This is a genomic window from Rhodopseudomonas sp. RCAM05734 (assembly GCF_052658035.1).
In genome coordinates this window covers 497,464-512,128 of the sequence record NZ_CP199742.1, presented here as the reverse complement: position 1 = coordinate 512,128, position 14,665 = coordinate 497,464, and the positions used below count along the sequence as shown (strand labels likewise).

The 14,665-nt window shown below is 63.0% G+C and carries 16 protein-coding genes; 9 read left to right on the top strand and 7 right to left on the bottom strand.

Annotated features, from left to right (window positions below):
* The first annotated feature begins 29 nt into the window (after positions 1–29).
* Entirely contained in the window at positions 30–1,004 is a 975-nt protein-coding gene (locus ACUXVA_RS02630) for a Bug family tripartite tricarboxylate transporter substrate binding protein (protein ID WP_265081709.1), read from the top strand.
* Here the strand turns inward: ACUXVA_RS02630 and ACUXVA_RS02625 are convergent, their stop codons facing one another.
* On the bottom strand, positions 1,005–1,976 hold the full coding sequence (locus ACUXVA_RS02625; RefSeq protein WP_265081710.1) for a S1C family serine protease: 972 nt from the start codon (positions 1,974–1,976) through the stop codon (positions 1,005–1,007).
* A 162-nt stretch (positions 1,977–2,138) separates the two neighbouring features.
* Between ACUXVA_RS02625 and ACUXVA_RS02620 the strand changes: the two genes are divergently transcribed.
* Both ACUXVA_RS02620 and ACUXVA_RS02615 read left to right on the top strand, forming a co-directional pair.
* Positions 2,139–3,527, top strand: a complete 1,389-nt coding sequence (locus tag ACUXVA_RS02620) for an MBOAT family O-acyltransferase (RefSeq protein WP_445490704.1) — start codon at positions 2,139–2,141, stop codon at positions 3,525–3,527.
* Positions 3,528–3,552: 25 nt separating this feature from the next.
* Complete coding sequence (locus tag ACUXVA_RS02615) at positions 3,553–4,542, top strand: hypothetical protein (protein WP_445490702.1); 990 nt, start codon at positions 3,553–3,555, stop codon at positions 4,540–4,542.
* Positions 4,543–4,601: 59 nt separating this feature from the next.
* On the opposite strand, the gene ACUXVA_RS02610 is transcribed toward ACUXVA_RS02615, so the two are convergent.
* Together ACUXVA_RS02610 and ACUXVA_RS02605 are read right to left on the bottom strand one after the other, a co-directional pair.
* Positions 4,602–5,852, bottom strand: a complete 1,251-nt coding sequence (locus tag ACUXVA_RS02610) for an arsenic transporter (protein WP_265081712.1) — start codon at positions 5,850–5,852, stop codon at positions 4,602–4,604.
* Positions 5,853–5,919: 67 nt separating this feature from the next.
* Positions 5,920–7,116 carry an MFS transporter gene (locus ACUXVA_RS02605; RefSeq protein ID WP_265081713.1) on the bottom strand — a complete coding sequence of 399 codons (1,197 nt, stop codon included), beginning with the start codon at positions 7,114–7,116 and terminating at the stop codon, positions 5,920–5,922.
* Here ACUXVA_RS02605 and ACUXVA_RS02600 point away from each other — a divergent pair.
* From ACUXVA_RS02600 to ACUXVA_RS02585, 4 genes are all read left to right on the top strand, one after another.
* Positions 7,115–7,363, top strand: coding sequence for a hypothetical protein (locus tag ACUXVA_RS02600; protein ID WP_265081714.1), 249 nt, complete (start codon positions 7,115–7,117; stop codon positions 7,361–7,363). The genes ACUXVA_RS02605 and ACUXVA_RS02600 overlap by 2 nt on opposite strands.
* A 226-nt stretch (positions 7,364–7,589) precedes the next feature.
* The gene (locus ACUXVA_RS02595; RefSeq protein ID WP_265081715.1) at positions 7,590–8,261 is read left to right on the top strand and encodes a TetR/AcrR family transcriptional regulator; all 672 of its coding nucleotides are present in this window, start codon (positions 7,590–7,592) and stop codon (positions 8,259–8,261) included.
* A 312-nt stretch (positions 8,262–8,573) separates the two neighbouring features.
* A complete protein-coding gene (locus tag ACUXVA_RS02590; RefSeq protein ID WP_265081716.1) occupies positions 8,574–9,155 on the top strand; it encodes a PepSY domain-containing protein in 582 nt (193 codons plus the stop codon).
* A gap of 149 nt (positions 9,156–9,304) precedes the next feature.
* Entirely contained in the window at positions 9,305–10,453 is a 1,149-nt protein-coding gene (locus ACUXVA_RS02585) for a patatin-like phospholipase family protein (protein ID WP_445493219.1), read from the top strand.
* 131 nt (positions 10,454–10,584) lie between these two features.
* On the opposite strand, the gene ACUXVA_RS02580 is transcribed toward ACUXVA_RS02585, so the two are convergent.
* Positions 10,585–11,205 carry a GNAT family N-acetyltransferase gene (locus ACUXVA_RS02580; RefSeq protein ID WP_320109699.1) on the bottom strand — a complete coding sequence of 207 codons (621 nt, stop codon included), beginning with the start codon at positions 11,203–11,205 and terminating at the stop codon, positions 10,585–10,587.
* A gap of 376 nt (positions 11,206–11,581) precedes the next feature.
* Here ACUXVA_RS02580 and ACUXVA_RS02575 point away from each other — a divergent pair, with 376 nt between their 5' ends.
* Positions 11,582–12,295 carry an alpha/beta hydrolase family protein gene (locus tag ACUXVA_RS02575; protein WP_445490698.1) on the top strand — a complete coding sequence of 238 codons (714 nt, stop codon included), beginning with the start codon at positions 11,582–11,584 and terminating at the stop codon, positions 12,293–12,295.
* A 120-nt stretch (positions 12,296–12,415) separates the two neighbouring features.
* Here ACUXVA_RS02575 and ACUXVA_RS02570 read toward each other — a convergent pair whose 3' ends face one another.
* From ACUXVA_RS02570 to ACUXVA_RS02560, 3 genes are all read right to left on the bottom strand, one after another.
* Entirely contained in the window at positions 12,416–12,973 is a 558-nt protein-coding gene (locus ACUXVA_RS02570) for an HNH endonuclease (RefSeq protein WP_445490696.1), read from the bottom strand.
* 132 nt (positions 12,974–13,105) lie between these two features.
* Positions 13,106–13,783, bottom strand: coding sequence for an SDR family oxidoreductase (locus tag ACUXVA_RS02565; RefSeq protein WP_445493217.1), 678 nt, complete (start codon positions 13,781–13,783; stop codon positions 13,106–13,108).
* A 44-nt stretch (positions 13,784–13,827) separates the two neighbouring features.
* On the bottom strand, positions 13,828–14,157 hold the full coding sequence (locus ACUXVA_RS02560) for a nuclear transport factor 2 family protein (protein ID WP_265083545.1): 330 nt from the start codon (positions 14,155–14,157) through the stop codon (positions 13,828–13,830).
* Between the two features lie 62 nt (positions 14,158–14,219).
* Here ACUXVA_RS02560 and ACUXVA_RS02555 point away from each other — a divergent pair, with 62 nt between their 5' ends.
* Entirely contained in the window at positions 14,220–14,621 is a 402-nt protein-coding gene (locus ACUXVA_RS02555; protein ID WP_265081720.1) for a winged helix-turn-helix transcriptional regulator, read from the top strand.
* Positions 14,622–14,665: the final 44 nt, after the last annotated feature.

Below are 14,665 nucleotides of genomic sequence, written 5' to 3'. Positions count from 1 at the left end.
AAGCGCCCTTACATCAGCGAGGAAACACCATGTCACTTACCTTCGGACGATGCATCGTCGCGGCCGCGCTCGCGGCGACGGTGATTGCCACCAGCGCTGCGGTGGCTCAACAGCCCTATCCATCGCAGCCTGTGAAGTTGCTTGTCGCCTTCGCGCCTGGGGGGCCCGCCGATATCATCGCACGTATCCTCGGACAGAAGCTCAACGAGCATTGGCACCAGCCGGTGGTGATCGAGAACCGGGTCGGCGCGGGCGGCAACATCGCTGCGGCCTTCGTCGCCAAGGCGGAGCCGAACGGCTACACCATTCTTGTCACCACCAGCGCCTTTGCAGTCAATCCCAGCCTGTCGGCCAAAGCCGGCTATGCGCCCGATCAGTTCAAGGCTGCGGTCATCGCCGCCACCACGCCTAACCTGATCGTCGGTGCGCCGGATCTGAAGGCAAAGACCCTGCGCGACGTGATCGCGACGACAAATGCCGAGAACTACACCTATGGCACCGCCGGCGTCGGAACTACGCCCCATCTGTCGGCAGAAAAGATCTTTCGCCTGACCGCCAAGGTGCCAGTGGTGCATGCGCCGTTCACCGGCGCTGGTCCGGCGCTGAATTCGGTGATGGGCGGTCATACTGCACTGGCCAGCGTCGCCCTGCCGGCGGCGATGGAGCTGGTCAAGGGCGGGCAGGTTCGGCCGCTGGCCGTCACCAGCAAGGACCGCATGCCATCATTGCCCGACGTTCCCACCGCGCGGGAGCTGGGACTGAGCGACGACGAGGATGCGACGTGGGTGGCCTTCCTGCTGCCGGAGAAGACGCCGCCGGATGTTGTCGACAAGCTGAACGCCGACGTCAACGCGGTGCTGGTCGACGCGGCGATCCGCGACCAGCTCGACCGCATCGGCTTCAGCCCGATCGGCGGCACAGCGGTCGCGTCCGATGCCTATGTGCGCAAGGAATTCGTGAAATGGGGTGAGGTTATTCGCAAGCTCGACCTGAAACAGGACTAGCTAGTGCATTCTTGGCGCCTTCAGCAGTTTGGCGCGATCGGTTGAGACCAGCACCACGTTGAAGGTGTCGCCCTCGCGGTTGAGCGTCAGCGGCACATCGACGCCGGCGGGGCCCAGCGCCCATAGCCGGCGATAGAACTCGGTGGCGCTGGAGACGGGTTTGCCCTTCACCGCCAGGATCATGTCGCCGGTGCGCAATTCGGCGCCGGCGGCCGGTCCCTTGGCGGCGATGCCGACCACCACGACCTTGTCCTCCATTTCCGTGGTGTACATGCCGAGCCACGGTCGCGCCGGCTTATTGACGCGGCCGAACTTGCGGAGATCGTCGAGCACCGGCTTCAGCAGGTCGATCGGCACCGTCATGTTGAGATGCTCGCTCTTGCCGCCGTGCTCGCGCTCGATCTGCAGCGAGCCGATGCCGATCAGTTCGCCGCGCTCGGAGATCAGCGCAGCGCCGCCCCAGTTCGGATGGGCGGGATGGGTAAAGATGGCGTCGTCAAGCAGATATTCCCAATAGCCGGCGAATTCCTGTCGCGCGGCGACGTGCCCAGCCACCGAGCGCGTCCGTCCGCCCACGCCGCCGACCACCACGCGATCGCCGACGTCGACGCTGCTCGAATTGCCGAGCGGCAGCGGATCGAGATCCAGCGGGCCGAGCGCCTGCACCAGGCCGAAGCCGGTCTCCGGGTCGACGCCGAGCGCGTGACCCTGCACCACGCGGCCGTCGCCGAGATGCAGCCAGACGGTCTCCGCCTCGGTGATCAGGTAGCCGATGGTCAGCACCAGCCCGGCGTCGATCACCACGCCGTTGCCGGCGCGTTCGGTGCCCAGCGTATCGGCGGTGAAGGCATCGTTGGGGATGATGGCATGGACCCCGACCACCGAAGCCAGCGCGTGCTCCAGATCGAAGCTGTAATCCTCGGCGCGCGGCTGCGCCGCCGACGGCACCTTCCATTCAGTCAATGAGGGCATGCAGCCTTCCTTCTAACGAGCGCCAGCGTCACAAAGTATACATGCAGTTTAGGCGATTGTAAGGTCCGCCGCGGGGTGGCGGATTGTCGTGCCTTTTCGGAAGAAAGAGTGGTCTGAACGGCCTGGGGGATCCGGATGCTTTTTGTGACGCGAGAGTTTCTGTTGGGATTCCTGCCGATCGTGCTGGGGGCATTCCATGTCGCTCTGGCCCTTGGATTTCACAGGCTGCTGCTGCCGATCCTGCTGGTCTCGTCGGTGGTGTTCTATGCGTGGGGCAACCCCTGGCAGACGCCGATTCTGGCGACGTCCATCCTGGTCAACTATTTCGCCGGGCGCGTCCTCTGCGAGGTGGCCATGTCGGCGTCGCACCGCAAGGTCGTGTTCATCCTCGCGCTCGTCTTCAATCTGGGCATGCTTGCATTCTTCAAGTATTCCAATTTCGCCCTCGCCAATCTGGCGGAATTGTTCGGCGTGGCGCTCCCCCATCTGGACGTCGCGCTGCCGATCGGCATTTCATTCTATACGTTCACGCAGATCGCGTTTCTGGTCGACATCTACAGCAAGGGACAAAGGCAGCGCGATCTCGCCAGCTACGGACTGTTTGTCACTTACTTTCCGCACCTGATCGCCGGCCCTATCATCCATTGGCGCGAGATGATGCCGCAGTTCAGGATGCTCGGCCGCAGCGATGGCTTCGTCTTTTGCTCGGCCGCTTACGCCACCCTGTTGATCGAGGGCACCTGTCTGTTTTCGGTCGGACTGCTGAAGAAGCTGCTGATCGCCGATCAACTGAGCGTGTTCGTCGATCTCGGTTACAAGAACGTGGCGGCACTGAGCTTCGCCGATGCCTGGCTGCTCAGCCTGGCCTATACGTTTCAGCTCTATTTCGACTTCTCCGGCTATGCCGACATGGCCGTGGGCATATCGCTGCTGTTCGGAATCCGGCTCCCGTTCAATTTCAACTCTCCGTACAAGGCGGACTCGATCCAGGACTTCTGGCGCCGCTGGCACATCACGCTGTCGCGCTGGTTGCGTGACTATCTCTACATCCCGCTCGGCGGCAATCGCGCATCAACGGCCGGCGTCTATCGCAACCTGTTTGTCACGTTCCTGCTCGGCGGATTGTGGCACGGCGCGGCCTGGACCTTTATCGCCTGGGGAGCGCTGCACGGCCTGGGTTGCTGCGTGCAGAAGGCGTGGGCGTCGCGCGGGTTGCGCATGCCAGGGCCGCTGGCCATCGTCGTCACTTTCCTGTTCGTCAATTTCGCCTGGGTCTATTTTCGGGCGCCGGATCTCGCCACTGCCCACAGCGTTCTGGCCGCGATGATGTCTCCCGGCCCCGGCCTGTCGACGTTGATGTATCAAGCCTGCCCGCTGCTGCTGGTTGCTGCGCTGATCGTCTGGCTTCTTCCGAACAGCCAGAACATTGCAGCCGCGGACTGGCGCTGGCGGATTCCGCTTTCCGGCGTGCTGGCAGGTGCGGCGGCGGTTGTCGCCATGGTCGCGACAAATACGTCGATCTCTTCCCCCTTCATCTATTATAATTTCTGACGTGGGAAAGCTCCTGACATTCGCCGTGTCCACAGTCGCAGGCGCGCTGCTCTGCGCGCTCGGGCTGACGGCGTCCTACGACTTCTTCACCACGAGCAACCGCAGGATCCCCTTCGGCTATCCGCAGTTCCTGCTGGAGAACATTGCCGCGCCGCGCATCGTTATCGATGCCGGATCGAGCTCGATGTTCGGCATCGAGCCCGGCCTGATCGAACAGGCCTTTTCCATGCCGGTGATCGACGTCGCCGACAATGGCAGCATTCCGCTGGAGATGAAGATCTATCGCCTGCTGAAATATGCGCGGCAGGGCGATACGCTGATCCTGCCGTTCGAATGGGTCTACTATACGCGTGACGAGGAGCCGCAGGATTTCACCGACAAGACGCCCGATGAATATGCCGCCTATTACGCCAGCCAGCCTTTCCTCGCGCGGGTGGCATTCGCCGTGCAACACCTGTCGCTGCACAACCTGTCGGATGGCGGCAGGCTCTATTTGAGGAAGGATCTGTGGCCGGGGCATGTCAGCCGCATCAAGGCCGACATGGCGAAGTGGCCGCTGGGTGACCGCAAGGATGATTCACGGCGGCGGTCAAGTGTCGAGGGCATCGGTTGCGCCGATTACATTGCCGCCACCGGCAACATTCCTCCCGTCGTCGAGTGGGCAGCGAAACAGCTGGCCGGACTACAGACGCAGCGCGGCGTGCGCATCTATGTGACATGGCCGGCGGTCGCCGGGACGAATTGCTACGCGCTGGCGAACGGCCGGTTGCCGATCGCCGACCAGGCCCGCGCGATCTTTCAGCGGCATGGCATAGCGGTGGTCGGCGAACCCGAAGATTCATACTTTTCGCCGGAGCATATGCTCGACACCTACTATCACGTGGACAGCGGCGCGGCGCGGCTGCGCACCGAGCGGCTGATCGGGCGGCTTCAGGATGCCGGCCTGAAAGCCGGCGCTCCGGCCGGCAAGCCGACGATCTTGCTGGCGGAGGAGGCGGTGCGCGGTCTGCCTTAGCAACGGGGTGTCGGCAGTCTCGATGGAGATTGTCGTCACTCCGCGGACATGGCTTCACGCTATGGCATGACTGCCATCGCCAGCAGCGCCGCCGCCAATGCGGGCGGCATGACGACAATGCCGAGCTTGAGGAACTGCCAGGCGGTGACAGCCTCGCCTTCCCGCCGCAGCGCGATCAGCCAGAGGATGGTCGCAAGCGAGCCGGTCACGGACAGGTTGGGGCCGAGGTCGACACCGATAAGCAAGCCGCTGGTGACCTGCAGCGGCACGTCCGCCGTCTGGCTGATGGTGGCCGCCACGAGCCCGGTCGGCAGGTTGTTGAGCAGGTTCGACGCAAAGGCCACGATGACGCCGGCGCCGACGGCGGTTTTGTCCGGCGAAGCCGCGGCAGCCTCGTGCAGCAATTGCGCCATCACGCGCAGGATGCCGGTCTGTTCGACGGCCTCGACCAGAATGAACAGCCCGGCGACGAGCGGAAGCACGCCCCACGAGACGTCCCGCAGAACCGGAAGCGGCGATTGCCGGCCGATCAGGAGGACGACGATGGTCACGGCAGCGCCGGAGATGAACGTCGGCAGGCCAAGCTGGCGGTCGAGCGCCGAGGCGGCCAGCAATGCGGCCGCGGTCAGGCCGATTCCGATGGCGACGCACTTGCCGCCGAGCGAAAGCGGCTGCGCGTCCAGGTCTTCCGCGAGTTTCTCGGTCAGCGCGTGGCGCTGGGTAAAGCGAAGCGCCACGTAGGTGACGAGGATGGAAGCGATCGACGGCAACGTAAACTGGTACAGCCACTGACCGAGCGGCGGCATGTGTTCGCCGAAGATCACCAGGTTGGCCGGGTTGGAGATCGGCAGCACGAAGCTCGCGGCGTTGGCGATGAACGCGCAGATGAACAGATAGGGCAAGGGCGCGACGCGCGCGGCGGTTGCCGCAGCGTAGACGGCCGGTGTGAGGACGACGGCCGTCGCATCGTTCGACAGGAAAACGGTGACCAGCGTGCCGACGCCGTAGACGATGAGAAACAGCTTCTCCGCGGACCCCTTCGCCTGGCGCACCGCGTGGGTCGCGAGCCAGTCGAACAATCCCTGCTGCCGCGCAACTTCCGACAGCAGCATCATGCCGACCAGAAACAGGTAGACGTCGGTCCCCTTGCCGGCGGCCGCGATCGCGTCACGCCATGGCAGCAGTCCGAATGCGACCAGGATGCCTGCGCCGATCAGGGCCCAGACATATTCCGGCAGTCGAAACGGGCGAACGATGACGCCGAACGTCGCGACGCCTGCGACGCCCCAGATGATGTCGTTGTTGGTCACTTACGCGTTGCTCCGATCGGTCGGATTCGGTGATCAGGTTGAAAGGTTGCGTGCAGAGGCCTGCATTTCATGCCGCGGGCGCCGGAGCAAGCGCCGCGTCACCATCGTCCAGTTTCATCGCGCAGGCCGGTTTGAGCAGGGACGAAAAGCCAATCCAGAGCGCGATGGACCCGACCGCGAAGCTTCCCAGAATCAGAAATGCAACGGGGTAGCCGAGCTTTTGAGCGATCCAGCCGCCGATGGCCGGACTGAGCGAAGCACCGACGCCCTGCACGGTCATCACCGCTCCCTGACCGACGTTGATGCGGCCGGTGCCGTTCAGGATATGCGCGACCAGCGAGGGGACGGCGACGCTCTGCAGGCCCGCGCCAATACCGTCCAGCGCCTGCACGGGAAACACGCCCCATCCCTTGATGATTGATGCGGCGACGAGGCCGCGGATCGGAAGCGCCAGAAAGGACATCAGGATCACCAGCCAGAGCCCTTCCTTCCTCGCCATGCGCATCGCCACCAGCGACGCCGGGATCATCACGGCCTGCGCCACCACGATGGTCATCGCGACGAAGCTTGCGGCATCGCCATGCTGTTCGGAGACCACGGCCAGGCCGTAGAGTGGCAGCATGGCCCCGTTGCCGAGGTGGAACAAAGCAAGGGCCGCAGCGAGGATCAGCAGCGGCTTGCATTCGAGCAATACCGTCCAGGCGCCGACCTTTTGCTCGTCACTTGCATCGGTCATGCCGCGGGCGGCACGGTCATCGATGGCGTCCCTGGGGATCATCAGGACCGAGGTGATCGACAGCACGCCAAACACCGCGGCGAGAATGAAGACAGCAACGAAGGCAAACTTCCATCCCAGGAATCCCGACAGGGCCGCGCCGACGACGTTGCCTGCGTGATTGAAAGCCTGATTGCGACCGTTCTGCCAGTTGAAGCCCGCCTGGTGCACCATGCCGAGCGTGATGCCGGTGACCGCCGGCCCGATGGCCGCACCGGCGATCACTGTTGCCACCTGTGAGGCGGCGACAACCCAGAAACTCTGCGAATAGAGAATGATCGCCGAGGCCACCACCGTGAATATCCCGGGAATGATGACATACGCGCGCTTGCGCTTGGTCTGGTCGATCAGCGCACCCGCGGGTGTTGTCATGATCATCCCGGCGACGCCACCGATGGTCATCACCGTGCCGATCAGACCGCTTTCCCATCCGTGCGCGAGCAGAAACATACCGAGAAAAGGACCGATACCGGCCTGCATATCCGCCATGAAAAAATTCAGCGACTGCAAGGGCCAGATGCCCCGGCAGGGGCTATTTGCTGGTTGGGTCATGGTGCTCCGATCGTTTCAACTCGGGGCTGCAGGGGAGGGCCGGCTTCAGAATTTCGAGCGACCGGTTCCGCACGAAAACGCTCGCCTGCAAGCCGTCAACGCAATGCGCCGGTTCGATCGGAAAGCATTCCGTTCGCGGTCAATCGGCAGCGTGGTCAACGCCGCCGTTGAAGCGTCAATGTGACAGCTATCCGTCGCGGCTTAACTCAACCTGAACAGGGCGGAGAGACCGGCTGCGTCGTCCGGCGTCCGCGACGGACATCCCGCCGATAGTCAGGCGGCCCGCACATCGACGGCGTGGAAATTGCCTTCGTCAGATGTAAACAATACAGTACCCATCGCGGGGCGGGCCTGGCGTCGTCCGACGCTGGAATTCAAACGCCCTACAGCCGCGTTGCTTGAAGGACCTGATGCGTCGACAGATCGCGAAAACACTTGCTCCGGCGCGCAAAAGTCATGGCGGGCGCCCGTCCCAGGAAGTGTCGGCCCGGCTGACCGAAGACATTGTCGATCGGGCAACGGCCCTGTTCCTGCGCGTCGGCTTCGAGGCCGTCAGTATCGACACAATCGCGGCCGAGGCTGCCATCTCAAAACGCACCTTTTATTCGCGTTTCAGCGGCAAGGCCGATTTGTTCACCGCGGTCGTCGTGCGGTACGCTGAAAAGCACATGGTCAAGCTGGACGCCATCCCGGCGCACCCCGGGCCGCTGAAGCGCCAACTCGAGAATTTCGCAAAGACGCTTATCCAGATCGCCTGTCAGCCTGAAGCCATAGCGCTCGACCGCGTGGTGACGGCCGAAGTCGGGCGGTTTCCGGAGCTAGGCAGGATTCTCTACGATTTCGCCGGCGCGCGCGCACTCGGGCTGGTGGAGAAGATTCTCGATCAGGCCCAAGCGAACGGCGAGATCTCCATCAGCGACCGCAAGCATGCCGCTGAATATTTTTTCCATGCGGTCATCGTAGGACCAATGCGCCTGGTGACGCTCGGAGTCGAGAAACCCGAACTGACGTCCAGCCATCTGAAGAGATTGCGTCTTTCGATCGATCTGTTCCTCGATGGCGTGCGTCCGCGTAACGGATAGCGCTTTCCTTTCCGGCAGTGGCGCCGCAGGTCACCACAGTGGCGCTCGCGGATCGGTCGGGATCCGACCGTAACCTTCAAACGCGGAATTGCCGGCGCTGATCATGGCGCCGCAGCGGGTCCCGGTGTCGGGACCCATTCTCCCGCCCTCAGGCCCGTTTCCGGTGCGTCTCCGGCCACGCTGCACTCCGGCCCAAGAATGGGCTGGCGCTCGCCATCAAAGTACGATACGAAACGGTACCGTTTTCTGGCGGCCGGTTTGGCCGGTGCGGAGGGGTGAGGCATGTCTGTGTGGAAACTCCTGAGACCGATCATGCTTCAGGTGCTGCTTTTGGCAACCATGCCAGAGGCGCATGCGGCCCACGAACCCATCGCGGCCATCGGCAGTTCGCCGACCACGTCGCGGGAGGACGAACTCGTCTGGTTCGCGCGCAGCGTGGATGCGGTCCCGGAGCTGACCAAGAAGGTCGAGACGCAGTTTGCGGATGGAAAGATCCTGGACGTCAGTTTCGACGGTCAGGGCGCCGTGCCGATCTTCAATATGAAAGGCAGCCGTCGGGGCCAGATCTGGAACATCGTGGTCGATGCGTCGAAGCGCGAGATCATTCGCGTCGATCCGCTGATGCCGAGATCGGATCTTGGCGCCGAAGATCAGCGCAAGGTCGCTGACTTCGAGCAGTCAAATATAGTTCTTTCCGAGACGATGGAAATTGCCGAGCAGTACGGCGTGGGCAAGGCCGTCAGTGCCGGGCTGGAATATGCCCAGGGCAGGCTGGTCTTCCTTGTGGTGATCGTGTCGGACGGCGCACTGAAGGAAGTCTCAGTCGATCCAGGCAGGGTTGTGAAGGGGCGTCGGCGCTCGTCAGCGCGTTCGTTCGAGGGACGACTTCAGTGAAGATCCCGCTCACGCCGGTGTTGTCTCTCGCCGCAAACAAGGCTGCGCATGCCACCGCGGAAGGTGGTGAAGAAGTCCAGGGAAAGAAATTGCAGCCCGTCGCATTGCGTTTCACCCTTTCGCTCGCGGTCCTCGTGGCCGTAAGTCTCATGGTCACCGGCTGCGCGTCATTGCCGCGAACGTCCTATGCGGCCGGGGATGCAGCGCAGGCGCGCGTCCTCGATCTGGCCGACCTGCGCCGCTACGCGGACGAGCCGGCCTGGAGATTTCAAAGCCTGCGTAGTCAGGCGGCTCCGCGCGGACCGCTGACCTATCTCGCGCTGTCGGGAGGCGGCGCCGATGGCGCTTACGGCGCCGGTGTTCTGTCCGGGTGGTCGGAGACGGGCACGCGCCCGTCTTTTTCACTCGTCTCCGGCGTCAGCACCGGTGCACTGATCGCGCCATTCGCATTTCTCGGACCGAGATACGACCAGACATTGCGCGAGGTCTATACCAGCGGCGTTGCCGAGACCTTGCTCGAATCGCCCAATCCGTTCAACGCAATTTTTGGCTCGGGGCTGTTCGGTAACAAGAATCTGCGCGGTCTGGTCGCCAGGTACATCGATGCGAAGTTCGTTGCCGAGGTTGCCGCCGAACACGCCAAAGGCCGGCGGCTCCTGATCGTGACGACAAACATCGACTCGCAGCGTACTGCGATCTGGGACATGGGACGGATCGCCTCGTTGCGGACGACAGAATCATTGAACCTGTTCCGCGACGTCGTCACCGCCTCAGCAAGTCTGCCGGTAGTGTTCCCGCCGATACTCATCAACGCAGAGGCCAATGGCCGGCAATTCCAGGAAATGCACATCGATGGCGGCGTCACGGCGCCTGTTCTGACCCTGCCGGAAGCCTACCTGCTGCGCAACGCGTCCATGGTGAAGGGCGAACGCCTGCAGCTCTACATTCTGATCAACAACAAGGTCGATCGGGAATTCCAGCCGACCGACAACAAGACCGTGGACATTGCCGGACGGTCGTCTTCGACTATGGTCAAGGGACTGACGCGATCGACCATTGCCAGCACTTATGAGTTCGCCCGTCGCAGCAAGTTAGGCTTCAACCTGAGCTACATCGGCGGTGAACGGCCGACGTCGCCTCCCGGTTTTGAGACCGCCTATATGCGCGATCTGTTCCAGTACGGCTATGACAAGGCGCGCAGCAATCATGCGTGGTCGCACGCGCCGCCCGCCGACGGTCTCGATGCGACACCGGCTTCCGAAACCGTCGCCGCGTTGCCGACGAGCGCCAGGAATTGAGCCGCGGGCGCGGCCCCTTGGCACCCAACGTCTGGCTGGCCATGTCGTTGTTCGAGATGGCGGGTGCCGCCGTTTCCCCTCATGAGCGAGGGGAGGACGGCTGCGGCGGCACGATGCCGATCACGGCTCAATCAGCGCGTCTCCACTGACCGCTGCAACGCCCATTCCCTTCGCAAGATCGCATACTGCAACGTATTCTCGAAGATCGGATTCCCGTTAGTGTCAGTCTCGAATGACACTAACTCCATGAAGAGCCCTTCCTTCCGCATCCCCAATCTCTCACACAGGCGCTGCGACGCGACATTGTGGTCCTCTGCGTAGGCATAGAGGCGACGCGCATTCTGAACCGTAAACAGATAGGCAAAAAGGGCTCGCGCGGCTTCGGCTGCATACCCTCGTCCACCGAATTCCGCATTGAAGTTCCATCCGACCGAGAAGGTGTCTTCTTCGGGCATGGCGAACACGTCGCCGATCAGCTTTCCTGAATCTCTCAGGCACACGGCGATGTACTCGTCGTTTCGGCTTCGGTTCTCCGCCTCTACCTCTGCCGCCGCGATATCCTCGAGCTTCAGGGAAAGAAAACAACTCGCTGTCGGTGCGTGCAGGTAGGCGTAGAGATCGGCGGCATCTGCCTTCCGAAAATTCCTCAGCACAAGTCGGTCGGTCTCAATCGCGTCCATGTAACCTCTCTGGTGATCCGCGATCCTGCCCGAACAGGCGATAGACGCCTGCGCTTCGTCCGTCAGCAACATTCAGTTCGAGGCTGCTCGCGCGTTTCCTAGTAGAGATAATCGAGCCAACTGTCGTGCAGATAATTCGGTGGATACATCCGGCCGTTGCGGTCGTCTCGCTCATGGCGCTGCCCGGGCCGATAGGCTGATGATGTCTGGTCTGTGGAGCATTTTCGACACAATTATATCGTTGTTCTTCCGATAGTTCGATGCGCCGGATCGAGGGGCTGCTTTGGTACTCAAAAGGTATTTGGCCTACGCCACTATCTTGTGTTGTTTGGGCGTTCCCGCGCGGGGGGCAGGCATTCAGCTTCTTGATTCCGGTCCAGACTTGGCCGGCGCCATCTGGTATCCATGCGCCGGAGCGCCGCAACCCGTGCCGCTTGGTAGCCTCACGATGCAGTTTATCGATTCGCTCCAGGGCGTGAAGGACTGTCCTATCACCGGCACAAAGCTGCCGCTGGTCATCATTTCGCACGGTCGCGGCGGCTGGTTCGGCGGCCATAACGACGTCGCGGAGGCCTTGGCCGACGCCGGCTTTGTAGTGGCCGCCATCAACCATCCCGGCGACAACGGCAACGATCGCTCGCAGAGCGACAGCCTGTCGGTGATGGCGTCGCGTCCGGCGGACATTATTCGCTTGCTCGACTTCATGGTGAACAACTGGAAAGACAAGGCGGCGCTCGATCCCAACCGGATCGGTTTCTTCGGTTTTTCCAAGGGGGGCTACACAGGGCTGGTGCTCGGCGGCGCCACGCTCGATTTCCAGAGGTTTGCAACCTACTGTACCAACGACACGCAATTTTGCGCGCAGGTCCGCAGCGGCGACGTTCCACGTGACCTGCCTCGCGACAGTCGGATCAAGGCAGCCGTGCTCGCCGACCCCGCAATGAGCGTGGTCTTCACATCGCAGACACTGGCCGGCATCGGCATCCCGCTGCAGGTCTGGCGATCAGAGTTGGGAGACAAGAGCGTGGGCATCGATCCGGAAGGCGTGGCCCGCGTCGCCCGCGGCCTGCCCGGCAAGCCGGACATTCACGCCGTGCCGGCTGGGCATTTTGCATTTTTGCCACCTTGCTCGCCGCAGTTCGCGGCCAAGCTATTGCACTGATCCGGCGGGCTTCGACAGGATCGCCTTCCATCGCGACTTCGACGCCGGCATTGTCGACTTCTTTCGCCAGCATCTTGCGCGGGACGGCGGGCCCCGCTGAGGGAAACGCCACAGCGCCCCTTACGGCTCCAGTTCCGTATCCCAGTAGAGATAGTCGAGCCAGCTGTCGTGCAGATAGTTCGGCGGAAACATCCGGCCGTTGCGGTGCAGCTGGTGCACTGTGGGCGCAAAGGCCGTCTGCCGCGGGAACATGCGGGCCTGCTGGGTGGTCATGTTGCCCTTGCGCAGATTGCATGGCGAGCAGGCGGCGACGACGTTTTCCCAGGTGGTCTGGCCGCCCTTGGAGCGCGGGATGATGTGGTCGAAGGTGAGGTCGTCGTGCGAGCCGCAGTACTGGCACGAGAACCGGTCGCGCAGGAACACGTTGAACCGGGTGAAGGCCGGGTGCGTCGACGGCTTCACGAAAGACTTCAGTGATACCACGCTGGGCAGCCGCATCTCGAACGACGGGCTGTGCACCGAATGATCGTAGTGCTCAACGATATTCACGCGGTCGAGAAACACCGCCTTGATGGCATCCTGCCACGACCACAGTGACAGTGGGTAATAACTGAGCGGCCGGAAGTCCGCGTTGAGGACCAGTACCGGCCAACCGCCCTGCGAGACATGTGCGTTCAAGTAACGCTCCTGACCCCCACATTGGGCTGCGACGCAGCCCACCTCCACATACTACAGGCAGCGTGACGCCATTGTGAAGGGTGTTGGCTGGTCTATCCCGCAGGGGCGGGCCGCCGTCAGGCTGTCAGGCCGTCAGGCCGTCGGCACCGTGCCGCCATCGATGACATATTCGGTTCCGGTGATGGCGGAGGCCCGATCCGAGGCCAGGAAGGCCACGAGGTCGGCCACCTCGGCCGGCTTCGCCGGTCGTCCGAGCGGGATTCCGCCCAATGAAGCCATCAGCTTGCCTTGCGCTGCCTCGTAATCGGTGCCGTCGCTGGCGGCGATCTTGGTCACCAGTCGGATGGCCGCCTCGGCTTCGACCCAGCCCGGCGCCACCCGGACGACGCGAATCCCTTTCGGGCCGACTTCCTTGGACAGCGCCTTGCTGTAGGTCGACAGCGCCGCCTTCGCCGCGGCATAGGCGGTGGTCGCGTCATGCAGCGGCAGTTCCCGCTGGATCGAGGTGATGTGAATGATGACGCCGCTGCCGCGCGCCAGCATGGCAGGCAGCAAGGCGCGGTCGAGCCGTACCGCCGGAAGCAGGTTGAGATCGAGGGCGCGTTGCCACTGCGCATCGTCAAGCATGGCAAAGCCACCGGCGGGCGCCGAGGAGCCGCCGACGACGTGAACGACGATATCGACACCGCCGAGCTGCGCGTGCACGGCATCGGCTACCACGGCGCAGCCCGCCGCCGTCGTGATGTCGGCGGCGACGAACAGGATACCGTCCTCACGCAACTGCGCCGCCACGGCCGCGCCGATGCCCATGGTGCCGCCGGTGACCAGCGCGCGCAGTCCCTCCAGTCCGCCGCTCACAACCCGATCTCCAGTCCGATAATTTTGTCGTCAGCGAGCTGAAAGGCAAAATCGACATCGATGGGGCTGCCGGGGAATTGGCCGGCGAGGCGCATGGTGACGATGGTCCTGCCATCGGCCTCTTTTGCGGAAACCGGTTCGATCCGATGCTGGTACTTCGCCCGCGCCTCTGTGTTCCATTGTTCGATCGCGGCGCGGCCGCGATAGGTGTGACCTTCGTCGCGCACGATAGCGTCCTCGACAAAGCATTGGCCGAAGCGACGGGCGTCGCCGGTATTGTCCGCGGTGATGTAGTCGGCGATAGAGGGTGCAAGCGTGATCGGCATCAATTTCTCCTGAGTAATCCAAGGGGCGTTGTCTCATCAGCAAATGTCGCTATGCTCACCAAATGACAAGTACGCACGAAAAAGTAGGGTACTTACCTGCAGGTGAGCTGCTGACCCCGGTCACCGCGGCGACTGGCGTCGAGTCGGTGCTGAAGATGCTGGAGGGGCGCTGGAAACTGGTGATCCTGTTCCAGCTGTTCGGCGGCAAGCTGCTGCGCTTCTCGAAGCTTGAACGCGCGATTCCGGCGATCTCCCAGAAGATGCTGATCCAGCAACTGCGCCAGATGGAGCAGGACGGCATTGTCCGGCGCATCGTTCATCACCAGGTGCCGCCGAAGGTGGAGTACGGCCTGACCGACTGGGGCCAGACGCTCTGTCCGGTGCTCGATGCCCTGCTGAAGTGGGCGGCGCTGAAGCCGACCGACGGCGCGGCGGCGCACGAAGCGGCCGGCAAGACCGATTAGTCTCCCGCCAGCGACAGCATATGGCCCTGGTTCGGGGGGATCCG

What these genes read in the sequence shown, in the direction of transcription:
- ACUXVA_RS02630 (WP_265081709.1), top strand. Translation starts at nt 30, where the DNA reads ATGTCACTTACCTTCGGACGATGCATCGTCGCGGCCGCGCTCGCGGCG.
- ACUXVA_RS02625 (WP_265081710.1), bottom strand. Translation starts at nt 1,976, where the DNA reads ATGCCCTCATTGACTGAATGGAAGGTGCCGTCGGCGGCGCAGCCGCGC.
- ACUXVA_RS02600 (WP_265081714.1), top strand. Translation starts at nt 7,115, where the DNA reads ATGAAAAAATTCAGCGACTGCAAGGGCCAGATGCCCCGGCAGGGGCTA.
- ACUXVA_RS02605 (WP_265081713.1), bottom strand. Translation starts at nt 7,116, where the DNA reads ATGGCGGATATGCAGGCCGGTATCGGTCCTTTTCTCGGTATGTTTCTG.
- ACUXVA_RS02595 (WP_265081715.1), top strand. Translation starts at nt 7,590, where the DNA reads ATGCGTCGACAGATCGCGAAAACACTTGCTCCGGCGCGCAAAAGTCAT.
- ACUXVA_RS02590 (WP_265081716.1), top strand. Translation starts at nt 8,574, where the DNA reads ATGCTTCAGGTGCTGCTTTTGGCAACCATGCCAGAGGCGCATGCGGCC.
- ACUXVA_RS02585 (WP_445493219.1), top strand. Translation starts at nt 9,305, where the DNA reads ATGGTCACCGGCTGCGCGTCATTGCCGCGAACGTCCTATGCGGCCGGG.
- ACUXVA_RS02580 (WP_320109699.1), bottom strand. Translation starts at nt 11,205, where the DNA reads ATGTTGCTGACGGACGAAGCGCAGGCGTCTATCGCCTGTTCGGGCAGG.
- ACUXVA_RS02575 (WP_445490698.1), top strand. Translation starts at nt 11,582, where the DNA reads ATGCAGTTTATCGATTCGCTCCAGGGCGTGAAGGACTGTCCTATCACC.
- ACUXVA_RS02565 (WP_445493217.1), bottom strand. Translation starts at nt 13,783, where the DNA reads ATGGGCATCGGCGCGGCCGTGGCGGCGCAGTTGCGTGAGGACGGTATC.
- ACUXVA_RS02560 (WP_265083545.1), bottom strand. Translation starts at nt 14,157, where the DNA reads ATGCCGATCACGCTTGCACCCTCTATCGCCGACTACATCACCGCGGAC.
- ACUXVA_RS02555 (WP_265081720.1), top strand. Translation starts at nt 14,220, where the DNA reads ATGACAAGTACGCACGAAAAAGTAGGGTACTTACCTGCAGGTGAGCTG.